This window comes from Acetobacter lovaniensis (assembly GCF_014207635.1).
Classification (GTDB): Bacteria; Pseudomonadota; Alphaproteobacteria; order Acetobacterales; family Acetobacteraceae; genus Acetobacter; species Acetobacter lovaniensis.
Genome location: NZ_JACHIE010000032.1, coordinates 1 through 10347, shown reverse-complemented (window position 1 = coordinate 10347; position 10347 = coordinate 1). Strand labels below are relative to the sequence as shown.

General features: G+C 58.5%; 14 protein-coding genes. 3 read left to right on the top strand and 11 right to left on the bottom strand.

Features of this window, described 5'->3' with window-relative positions:
• Positions 1 to 34 precede the first annotated feature (34 nt).
• The 9 genes from HNR55_RS17335 to HNR55_RS16285 all read right to left on the bottom strand — a co-directional run bounded on the left by HNR55_RS17335 (position 35) and on the right by HNR55_RS16285 (position 5845).
• The gene (locus tag HNR55_RS17335) at positions 35 to 430 is read right to left on the bottom strand and encodes a restriction endonuclease subunit S (RefSeq protein WP_184382787.1); all 396 of its coding nucleotides are present in this window, start codon (positions 428 to 430) and stop codon (positions 35 to 37) included.
• The gene (locus tag HNR55_RS16320) at positions 405 to 725 is read right to left on the bottom strand and encodes a hypothetical protein (RefSeq protein ID WP_166117130.1); all 321 of its coding nucleotides are present in this window, start codon (positions 723 to 725) and stop codon (positions 405 to 407) included. The genes HNR55_RS17335 and HNR55_RS16320 overlap by 26 nt, the downstream gene beginning before the upstream one ends.
• A gap of 66 nt (positions 726 to 791) precedes the next feature.
• Positions 792 to 3974 carry a MobF family relaxase gene (gene mobF / locus HNR55_RS16315; RefSeq protein ID WP_166117127.1) on the bottom strand — a complete coding sequence of 1061 codons (3183 nt, stop codon included), beginning with the start codon at positions 3972 to 3974 and terminating at the stop codon, positions 792 to 794.
• A complete protein-coding gene (locus tag HNR55_RS16310; protein WP_166117125.1) occupies positions 3971 to 4252 on the bottom strand; it encodes a hypothetical protein in 282 nt (93 codons plus the stop codon). The genes mobF and HNR55_RS16310 overlap by 4 nt, the downstream gene beginning before the upstream one ends.
• Positions 4253 to 4382: 130 nt before the next feature.
• A complete protein-coding gene (locus HNR55_RS16305; RefSeq protein ID WP_166117123.1) occupies positions 4383 to 4601 on the bottom strand; it encodes an AbrB/MazE/SpoVT family DNA-binding domain-containing protein in 219 nt (72 codons plus the stop codon).
• Between the two features lie 152 nt (positions 4602 to 4753).
• Positions 4754 to 5056: a BrnA antitoxin family protein gene (locus HNR55_RS16300; protein ID WP_242005656.1), complete on the bottom strand. Its 303-nt coding sequence runs from the start codon at positions 5054 to 5056 to the stop codon at positions 4754 to 4756.
• Positions 5040 to 5303, bottom strand: a complete 264-nt coding sequence (locus HNR55_RS16295) for a BrnT family toxin (protein ID WP_166117121.1) — start codon at positions 5301 to 5303, stop codon at positions 5040 to 5042. Before HNR55_RS16295 ends, HNR55_RS16300 begins: the two co-directional genes overlap by 17 nt.
• Positions 5304 to 5408: 105 nt before the next feature.
• Positions 5409 to 5618 (bottom strand): hypothetical protein, encoded by a 210-nt coding sequence (locus tag HNR55_RS16290; protein WP_242005655.1) that lies wholly within the window; start codon positions 5616 to 5618, stop codon positions 5409 to 5411.
• The gene (locus HNR55_RS16285; protein ID WP_166117119.1) at positions 5615 to 5845 is read right to left on the bottom strand and encodes a hypothetical protein; all 231 of its coding nucleotides are present in this window, start codon (positions 5843 to 5845) and stop codon (positions 5615 to 5617) included. The genes HNR55_RS16290 and HNR55_RS16285 overlap by 4 nt, the downstream gene beginning before the upstream one ends.
• A 351-nt stretch (positions 5846 to 6196) precedes the next feature.
• Between HNR55_RS16285 and HNR55_RS16280 the strand changes: the two genes are divergently transcribed.
• The 3 genes from HNR55_RS16280 (at position 6197) to HNR55_RS16270 (ending at position 8548) form a co-directional block, all read left to right on the top strand.
• Complete coding sequence (locus tag HNR55_RS16280; protein ID WP_166117117.1) at positions 6197 to 7054, top strand: hypothetical protein; 858 nt, start codon at positions 6197 to 6199, stop codon at positions 7052 to 7054.
• Positions 7055 to 7145: 91 nt separating this feature from the next.
• Complete coding sequence (locus HNR55_RS16275) at positions 7146 to 7931, top strand: hypothetical protein (protein WP_143221937.1); 786 nt, start codon at positions 7146 to 7148, stop codon at positions 7929 to 7931.
• The gene (locus tag HNR55_RS16270; RefSeq protein ID WP_166117115.1) at positions 7919 to 8548 is read left to right on the top strand and encodes a hypothetical protein; all 630 of its coding nucleotides are present in this window, start codon (positions 7919 to 7921) and stop codon (positions 8546 to 8548) included. Before HNR55_RS16275 ends, HNR55_RS16270 begins: the two co-directional genes overlap by 13 nt.
• A gap of 50 nt (positions 8549 to 8598) precedes the next feature.
• Here the strand turns inward: HNR55_RS16270 and ssb are convergent, their stop codons facing one another.
• A complete protein-coding gene (gene ssb / locus HNR55_RS16265; RefSeq protein WP_276509740.1) occupies positions 8599 to 9051 on the bottom strand; it encodes a single-stranded DNA-binding protein in 453 nt (150 codons plus the stop codon).
• Positions 9052 to 9104: 53 nt separating this feature from the next.
• A complete protein-coding gene (locus tag HNR55_RS16260) occupies positions 9105 to 9494 on the bottom strand; it encodes a hypothetical protein (protein WP_166117113.1) in 390 nt (129 codons plus the stop codon).
• Between the last annotated feature and the right edge of the window lie 853 nt (positions 9495 to 10347).

Below are 10347 nucleotides of genomic sequence, written 5' to 3'. Positions count from 1 at the left end.
CACATCAACAGGCCTTACAGAAGACCGCACACGATCACACGTCAATATGGGTCAGAAAACTCTTGCATAACGGACGGCAACCACAGAAGAAATCCGCGTCGAGGGCCTTTGTGGCTGGCAAGCGTATCACGGCCTCGCGCATCCGTTCCAGATGCCATTTTCTGCCATAGTTGAATCGAAATTTCTCCCGACGGATAACCGTACACAAAAACAGGCCTGACGCGGCAGTCAGGCTGAACCCCCGGGGGTAAAGAACATTCACATCGTCCGTCGCCCAATACGGTTCAGACTGATAAAAAGCTTCGGCCACAGAGCCGTTATAACTCAGACTGATGGTTCCCCCGTCATGAATAGGTGCCTGACCCGTTTTTCCGAACCAATCACAGAAAAAAGCAGGACGCCCTCTACGCCCGCCAACCCCGCAAACCATTCCACGCTTCGTCGGCCAGTGCTCTGACTGTGCCCTCGTCTGAACGCTCAAACATCAGATCCGGATGCCGAAGAAGGAAACCAAGAAAATTTCGCATATCTACCAGTGTCCAGTGAGGACGATCTTCCACATATTGCCTCAACAGCTCGATCCCATCCCGATTAAGGGTCTCATAACGCCGGCGATAGGCTTGATATTCTTCCATTGTCGAGCAGCTCTGGGCTTCACGCTCCCACGTCACCAGCGGCGCGAGGGTTGGAAGTAACCGTTCAAACTCAAGAACATTCTCATCCATTGGTTTAATCGAACTCCAAGTAAAATTGACCATGTAATCAGTTTACTAATTTAACAATATTCAGCCTCAGACCTCCATATCATTATCACGTTGGATAGCCCTATCACGTTTGATAATCTTTCCTGGGGCCAGAGTTTCGGCGCTTTTCCTAAGCGGTTCCACGGTGATGTCCTGATCACGACGAACAAGCGCCTCGGCCTGATTCTGCAGCGCATAGGCACTCCGGCGCAGCGTCCGGCTGATGTCATCCCATTGCTCAGGGGCAACCTCGCGCAGCCCTCGTGTCGCGACATGACTACGCGCTGCCGCACCCGGCGCGCGGCCATCGCGCTGGGCCGCTTCGATCTCGTGGTTCTGCCGGATCCAGCGTGTCGTATCCTGCTCGTGCCTGAGCGTCGCACCGGCAAGATCAATAGCAAGATCCTTGTAGTCATGCTTACCCATGTCAGCGGCAACACGGTTGAGGATGTCCTCATAGGTCACAGGCGTCTTGTCCCCCAGCGGTCGGGCAAACGTAATCGCCTCACGCACCGGCGCTTCGGCAACCCGTGTCCAGGCAATATGCGCATGACGGCTTTCGGCCACGTAGGTCGTAAACCCGCTGACCGCCATCGTGCCGCGCGGCATCGCGTTGATATGTTCGTCCGAGGTAATGCCCTGCGCGGCATCAATCGTCATCGCATGCCCAAACCCCAGCTTCGTGCGGCCGGTATCGGGATCCGCCAGACTGGCCCAGGGCACAAACCCCTCACGCCCCTTCAGGTTACGCAGAAACACACCCTGATCGTTCCAGCCGCGCACATCGACAAAATCACCGTTCGAACCCAACTCCCGCCAGCGTGTCTGTCGGCCGGCCCCGACCCGGCACCGCGTCTGCGAGAAAAGACGCACCCTGTCCCCCACGGCCAGCGGCAGGTCATACACTTCCCCACGCTGATCGATCCCCGCCCGCACGATCTCTTCCGTACCAATTTCACCTCTGGCCCTTAGTCGCTCACGCACGGCGACACTCAGCGCCATGACATCCTCATTGGTCGGAGCCGACATCGTAATCCCGCGCGCGCTCCCTGACGCCACCAGCATGTCACGCCGCCGCAGATAAAAGTCGGCCGTATCCGCGACGACCTGCGCATGATCGCCCCCAATCACCGCGAACGTCCCATCCGCACGTTTCATGTCAATCGCCTGACGGACCCGCGCCGTATCCTTGTCGCGCTGCTCATGTTCATTGAGCGTCAGATCCCGGCCGTTGCTCCGGAACATCCCGGCAATCCGCCGGGCCCGTTCAGTCTTCTGCCGGATTGTCGTGAGAATCTCAGGCCGGGCCTCGCGCGGCAGAACCCGCAGCAGAATTTCCACGCTGTCGCCCGCTTCGATCGCCTGCGCCTGTTCCCGATCTCCCAGCAGGCGCATCGAAAACCCCATCTCCTTCTGGAAACGCAAAAGGCGCAGTAGCTGCCCCGGCGCGATCTGGCTGACTTCATCGACCACCAGCACCGACCCGTGCGCCAGAGTAAGCCGTCCCGCCTCCATCTCACGCAGCAGCGGAGAGAGTGCGACCGTTCTGTCAGCGCCTGCGTCTTTGAGAGCATCCGCCTGTCGCCAGGCCAGAGCGGTACCAACCACCTGACGGCCATCCTCCTTCCACGCCGTCACCAGAGGCGACAGCGCCGCCGTCTTGCCTGCCCCCGCAACACCCACCAGAAACCCGAGGCCACCCGCCTGCCCCAACGCATAAATGGCGGCAAGCTGTGTGCGGCCGTGATCGGCGTCACGGGTGAAATCCAGCCCGGACTCACGGACCGCTTTGGCAATGGCCTCCGCACTGAGCGCCCCCTCGGGATTACGTGCCGCAAAACCCGCCAGCTCGCCCATTTCCTTTTCGACGGCCAGCTGGGCCTGTGTGGCCACCCGCATCCGGCCGTCGCGGACCTGTTCGATGAACATGGTTGGCTTGCCGTCCACCGTAATGCCCCGAGCCGCAATCATCTCGGCGACAATCCGCACGTCATCGACGCTTTTAATCCCCGTCTCAATCAGGCCATGGGCTGCATGCAGCCTGAAGACATCGCGATCGAGAACGGCGGCGGTACGAAATTCCTCTTCAAGCAGCCGGGCTGCAATCTGGTAAGCCCGTTCATAGCGATCCGCATCGTCCAGTGCGTGCAACGGCTCATCCGTGAGGACTGTCGCATGACGCCAGCCCAGCGCCTCGGCTTCTTCGCGCCAGATCTCGCGGTCATTGGTGCCGTTATACTTCTTCGAGCGATACGCAAGGTTGGCCTGATGGAGAACCTTGAACTTCTGGTCGGCCGACATGGTGTTCCAGTCCCCCCCCTGTCGCGCGACAAAGGCCTTGGCCTGTTTCTCCGCCTGTTTGCTCCGTTTGGAAAACGCCTCGCAGACCGATCGGGGAATGGCCTCGATAACAATGGCTTTCCCACGCTCGTCAGGCCGCACCCTGATCCCGCTCTCGCGCAGCAGCTCCCCCAACACCGCCTGGAAATAGGCTCCAAACAGATGAGACGTCACCCGGGTGATCCGGGCGGAATCCAGAGACCCCAGGTGACCGTCTTCCGTCGCGACGGCATTGAACACAGGATTATGAATATGCGCCTGTGGATCGCCGGGCACCGGAATTTCCACCGAGGCTGTCGCACCCCCGGGACCGTCCTGAATGTGCATGGCCGGACGCGCCGTGTAGTGCCGGAACGACACCCAGGCCACCTCGCCTTTCTGCAGTTCACCCAGCCCGCCCTTCCCGCGCCGGGCCTGCCCGATTTCATCGGCGATGAAGTGCATCGCCTGATCATTGGCACGCTGGATGATATGCCAGATCAGCGCCTGCTCGGCCTTTGTCGCCGCAAATTCGGCGGCGAGTGTCACCGACTTGTCGGGAGACGCCGTGAAGTCGATGGCCGAGATCGTACGGTTGGCGTGCTTGCCGTCCCATTCTTCGCCATCAGACGCCCGGCGACACTCGAACAGTCTGGCCAGTTCCTCATCCGTGGGAGGACGGGTCACATCAATCCCCAAAGCCGCTGCAATCCGCGCAGGAATATTCGGCCCCCATGCCCCTCTGCCATCCTTGCCCGTGTAGTAGTTATTCAGCCTGTCGCCTGTCTCGACATCACGCGCCGCGTCAGGCTCCGTACGGACATCGGTCTCAGGCGCCAGCTGGTGCTCACGCAGATAGGCGACAATCAGCTTGCCAGCGCCGTCGGCCGATAATTTGCGATAGGTGATCATGGTGCGACCCGTGCTGTCATCGCCCGCGTCAGGGCGTCGACAGCAGCCTGTGTCGCACGGCTTTGCTCAGTATTGGCTTGAATAGCCTCAGTCTGGGCGGCAGCCAGATCAACCAGTTCCTGCAGCAGCACCGCCACACGATTGTCGCCCTTCTCATCAGGCGTCAGCAGTTTGATGATGACCCCGAGCATCTCGTGGCCCTGCGCCTGGCCGGCCATAAGCTGGGCCAGTGCTCGGACAAGGTCTCTGTTATCCCTTGTCGCCTCAGTGTTAGACATTGTTTCTCTCCGGCACGGAATGTGCACGGAGAGCCTGACACAGATGGTTGTGACGCCAGTCAGGAGCGGGAAGGTCGTCCCGACAGGCGACCTTCCCGCCACCAGAACATCTAAGGGCCGCTATCAGATCTCACAATGCGGCAAAGGCCTGCTGGTCTGCCTCGGAGCCCCATTCGGGGAATGTCGCAAACGGCTCGGCCTCGCCTGACGCCACTCGCCCACGGTTCAGGCGCACTCGTCCAGTCTCGATAACGTAGCAAAGTTCATCGCCGGGCCGCAGACCCAGCGCTATCCGCACAGCCTGAGGAATTGTCGTCTGGCACTTCCTGTTGAGACGGCTTCTGATCATGATCAGAGAGTGAGGGCTATCCCCAGGAGATGCAACACCTGCGGGTAGTTCAGGCTGTTCCCAACCGATCGGCCATTAGAGGACGGTTCTCTCGCCGTGGACGCATATCACCGTTCCACCGCTACGCCTCCTGAGTCCTCCAAAGAATGCGGCTACAGGCCCACTGCCTGCCGCAGCATGTCATTTGCGCGCGACTGCCAGCCGGGGCCATCTGACTTGAGACGGGCCAGAAGATCAGGGTCAAGCCGCATTGATACGAGCGTCTTGGTGGGGGCTTTCTGCGGCCCGCGCACCCGCCGTGCGTTGGCGAGGGCAGGAATGGCCTGCCGGGCTTCCTGCGCTCGCAGGAAGTCTGTTTCGGTAAGTTCCGGGCTATCCGGGTCCAGAGCAATGCCCTGATTGATACGGGCATCCTCATCATCTGTGGGCATGATAAATTCAGATTTGCGCGACATAGAGCTTTGCCTCCCGCTTGTTGGCCTTGCGCAGGCTGATTATACGAATGACGCGAGTTTCAATGCTGAATACCAGAACATGAAGCCGCAAATTGATTGGGGCGACAGCAACAAGACGGGGCTCGTTTGAGCTCATACTCGTCATGATGAGAGCAACATCCCATTCGAAGCCTTCTGCAACGACAAAATCGACAGCGTGCTTGACGATATTGCTTTGCCGCTTTGTTTCATCCCACTCGTACTTCATGATTTATCGTATATACAATAAACAATGAGAACGCAAAGAATATTGTATATGCGATTTGCATACCACAGAGTTAGGCAGAGGTTTATTGAGCAGGAGCTTTACTGATTAGGTGTCCAGCCCTATGATTCGCTTTCGGGGGTTCTGCGACAGGCTCTCCCACAAGGCCGCAGCGTCAGCAAGCAGATCAGAATAGTAACCCGTCTGCGGACGAAAGAGTGCTGCTTCCAGCAGGCCCACATCCCGCTCCCCGGCAGAACCACCGTAACAAACGATCTGGGCCTCGTGGATGGCCAGAACCTCCAGATAATCCGTCACTCAGCCAGCTTCCTGTACAGCAGGGCGAAAGTCTCATGGCTCGCCTGATAAAGCGCCATGACCGATGGTCGGGGACGCGCCTGCCGACATTTCTCGATCAGGTCCGCCCACGCCTCATCGACCAGCGCCTGAAGCTGTCGCCCTTCCTGCCGTGCCAGATCGCGCACCGCTTCCAGCACTTTCGGATCGACCTGCATAGCGAATTTCGCACGCTGCGGTGTGAGCATTGGATATCTCCTTCAACACGTCTCTCCAAGTATCACGTCAGATCAAGAAACGCCCATAAGGCCGTCCCGACCCACCTGACGACATCACTGCCATCGCTTGGCAACACCCTGAGGCGACAGCCGCTCACCGAAAAGCTGCGCGAGCCATCGCGCTGCCCGTAAAGCCCCCCGAAGGGGGCGCACCCGAAAGGGTGCATTTGTATATGGAGAAATCTTTTTGCTGATGTTGAAGTGAAGTAGTTCCGATGTAAAGCGCGAGCAAAGCTGATGTTTTCTTGAGGTGGAAGTGAGGGCGTGTTATAGGGTGCTGGCGCGGTCACAGATGAGCGTAGAGGACAGGGGACGGGCAGAATGTCGGCAGCAAGCATCGGGATAGAAGGGGCACTGGAAGCGCTTGACGGCGCTGCTGGCGTCGCATCTGTACGGGCCTGGATGGAGCGCCATCGCGAGGCGTTGCTGGCACATCAGGACGGTCGCCGGATCAACTGGCGGGCATTATGCGACTGGTTCGCCTCGGTCGGGCTACTGAACGGCAAAGGCCAGACGCCCACGATCCGCTGTGCCCAGCTGACGTGGTACCGGGTCGGAAAATGGCTTGAGCGACGGAATGAGCGTGCTGCGGAACGGGCCGCCGAAGCCCTGCGCCTCGAAGCGGAACGCGAGAGCAAAAAGGCGGTCATTCAGGCGGAAATTCGCCAGCGGCGCGAGGCGGAAGCCGCCGAGCAGGCCGCCCTGCACGACAGGATGGAAAAGACAGAAAGGGCGGCGGCATGGCGGCGCGAGGAAGCCGCCCGCGTGGCGGAACACAACCAGCGCGTTAAGGCAGAAGCCGAAGCACGAAAGGCGCGGGCGGCCACTGTCGCCAATCCGCAGTCAACAGCAGGACACAATGCTGCCGCGCTGACTGGCGACACGCCACTAGTCACCCTTGACCTACCCAAGATCGCAGGGGTGTCGTATCGCGCCTATAAGCCGTTCGACCCTACCCTGCCACCAGTTCGAGAAGGCGAAATCAACCCCCTGAGTGGGAACGCATGGGAGTTTGGCGACGATCTTCCGGGCTATCCCAGCAAACGGGGCTATGAGTTCGAAGGGGAGTGGCTGAAAGACGTAGGGCGGCTAATAAATGCGCGACACGAGACAACAAGCTCCATGAGCGAAGGAGAAAAGTTCGTCTATCGTGCAGCTCGGGGTAGTGGGAAACTCTAACGTCTAGGTCACTGCACAGCGTCACAACGGAATGAGCAACAATAGTGAAAGACGGGCATGGTGCCCGCCTTTCACTAGAAGGTCTCATTTTATGGCTGACACCAATAAATTGCCTACAGTTCCCACTCACAGCCCCCGCGCCCTGTGGCGTATAGGACGCGGGCGCAGCGGTGGCAGTTTGGGTTGCGCCGTCATCGCACAACATGCCATCGGGGTGGGGCACAAGGTCCTTGTCGCTGACGGCGACATTAACAACCCGATGTTGTCGCGTCTCTACCCACCAGAGGGAGCACATGGCGTTGGCCGCCCAAAAAACGCGACACTTGAAACCTGCAAGGTCTGGCTAGCCGATACATTAGCGCTGGCGCTAAAGCAGAATGCCTCGGTGGTAATCGACATGGGCGGCGGGGACAGAATTAGCGAGGAACTTGCGGCAGAATCTGATCTTGGGCACTTTCTTGCCGCATCAAACCTGACCCCGACCTATGCCTATTTCACCGGGCCGGAACGGGATGATTTCGAGCATATGCATCGGATTTGGGCTGGCGGCGCATTTCAGGGCGGAACAAGCCTGCTCTTCCTGAATGCGGGCCTGCAACGTAACACCAGCCGCACGGAAAACCCTTTTGCGTGGCTAAGGCAGGACCCCCGGATGACCGAAATGACCAAAGCCGGTGTAATCCCGATCGACATGCCTGCGCTTACATGCATGAAATATATTGAAGAGGAAGGGCTGAGTGTATTCGAGGCGATTGCCAATAAAACAGGGCAGTCGGGACGACCTCTTAACCCTCTTTGGGTCCATATGGCTCAGAAATGGCTGAAGGACTTCACCACCAATCTGACCAAGGAAGGTGCTGACGAATGGATGCCATAAATCATCCCGTCAGCAGAACGCCGGAAGAGGAAGCGCGACAGCGCTTCCTTGCCAGCCTCCACGATGCGGGCATTGATCTGAATAGCCCGTTGGGGTTCCTGCTAGCCCGCTTGGGCGATGCGACAGCAGAAACCTGCCAGCGCCTGAACACGGCTGCCGCACGGATAGCAGCCGCCGAAAACACGGCACAGACCAGTCTGGCGCAGCTCCGTGCAGACCTGGCGAACGGACTGGAAGCTGTGCAGGCAATCCGCTCGGCAGGGGAACAGCGGATCAAGTTGGAGGAGGAACGGCTCAAACAGTACCAGCAGGTGACCATTGACAAGATGATCGCCTCAATCATGGGAGGATTGAAAACGGAGCTGTATGACCGGCTGAAACAGCAGATGCCCCATCACGAACGAGAGTTCTACCGGGCGACACGCTGGAAAGCGATTTCACGTCTGGGCCTAGCCGGGGCACTGCTTTTCTGTGGGGGGCTGCTGGCGCATTATGCGGTGGTGTCGCATACGCTGGAACGGGCGCGCTACTGTGAGGGCCATAGCTACGTTACGGAAAGCGGACAGGCTTGGTGTGATCTCACACCCTTGCGTATCCCGACCCAGAACCAGAACTAATCTTTTGTGTCCAAAATGGCGCGCGTTCGGCGCGCGCCATATCCGCCAATTCAGAACGGAATTTCGTCCGTCGGGCCAGCGCTGCCATAGGCAGGAGCAGCCTGCCCGCTTCCAGAGGCAGAGCCATAATGACCGCCCGCATCGCCTTCCGGGCGGCCATCAAGCAGAACCAGCTCGCCACGGAAGCGGTCAACGATCACTTCGGTCGTGTAGCGTTCCTGCCCGCTCTGGTCGGTCCATTTACGGGTCTGCAACGCGCCTTCAAGATAAACCTTGCGGCCTTTGCGCAGGAAGCGTTCGGCAACATCGGCCAGCCGGTCGTTAAAAATGACAACACGGTGCCATTCGGTCCGCTCGCGCTTTTCGCCAGAGGCCCGGTCGTTCCACGTGTCGCTGGTGGCAAGAGAGAAAGAAACAATCTTCTGACCGCTCTGCGCATGACGCACCTCGGGGTCTTTGCCCAGATTACCGACCAGAATGACCTTGTTAACGCTGCCTGACATTTGCCTGTTCCACTAAAAATATTGAGAAAAATATCACTGATCTGAGGGGCGATTTAAGCGGCTTTCAGCTTGGCGCGTTCCATCTGGACGTACTGTTCCGCCCATTTGTTGACCTGGGCCGCAATCTCCGCTGGCGTTCCTTCCCGGCCGTCCCAGTCTTTGAGCAGGTCAAACCCATAATGCAGGGCGATATACCGATGGCTTTCCGGGTCTTTGGAGTAATTGGCTCCAAGGTAGCGTGCGCCATTGGGAACCATCATTCCATCGGCGGCCATCCCGACAAACAGACGCTCCACACCATTCTGGGGGCGCTGTGCATCATAGTATTGCCAACCGTGATACTTCACCAACGCTGCCAGCGTCTGATCTGAGTAATGCAATTCCTCTACATTACCTTGCGGGGATAATGGCAATTTGCTTACAGTGTTCTTTACGTCGGACATGAAAGTTCCCTTTTCTGTTCTGGCTAGTCCCGGTTTGGTGTTCGAGCACCGACCGGGGCGTTCTGTTGTTTGGGCCTATTCCCTCTCAACAAGTAAAGATTAGTACATCCCGACAAACAGAGCAAGAGAAAAAGCGCAGAAAACTGCCGAAAAAGCGTGTTTTTTCGTTCTTTTTTACACAAATAAACGAAACAATATTTCGCGTTATATTTCTGTATTTCTTTTCGCATCTATCTTCCAAGAAAAAATTGGCGCGGTCTGTTTCGTTATTACATTTCCCGTCATTTTATACATGACACCCCCTCGCGCCCCGCAACGCGGAACGGCGGGCAAGAGGCATGGTCGGCCACCCCACTCCTTGCCTCCTGAGCAAAAAGGCCCCGTCCCCGGCACAAGGGACTGACTGCACCAGAGGGCGCGTGGGACGCGCCAGCCGTAGGCCGCCGTAGGCGTCTGGTGAGACCGCCGCCCCTGCTCACTGGTGCTGGCACAAGGTCATGGCTGTCCACAAATCCACAGGAGGGACCCGAGGGCCGTGCGACACGACCGCCAAGAGTCTGGTGGCGCGCGGCCCTTGGGAGGTCCCTGTGGAGTTGTGGGCAGCCCGCCGGGACGAACTGTGGCAGTCCAGTTTTGTGGGAAAAGACCATGATTACGGGTGAAATGGAGACGTGTGCCATCCAGGCATTCAAGCCATTGGGGCATATGGCGGGGCAAACCCGCCACTACAGCCCCGGCACAAAGTCGTGGCTATCCACAAGATGGGGTGGACGGCCTCCTTGCGGCATCAATGTGCCATGATGGAGGTTGATGCACCATCAGGAGGAGACCATCCGCATGAAAGCTAGCATAA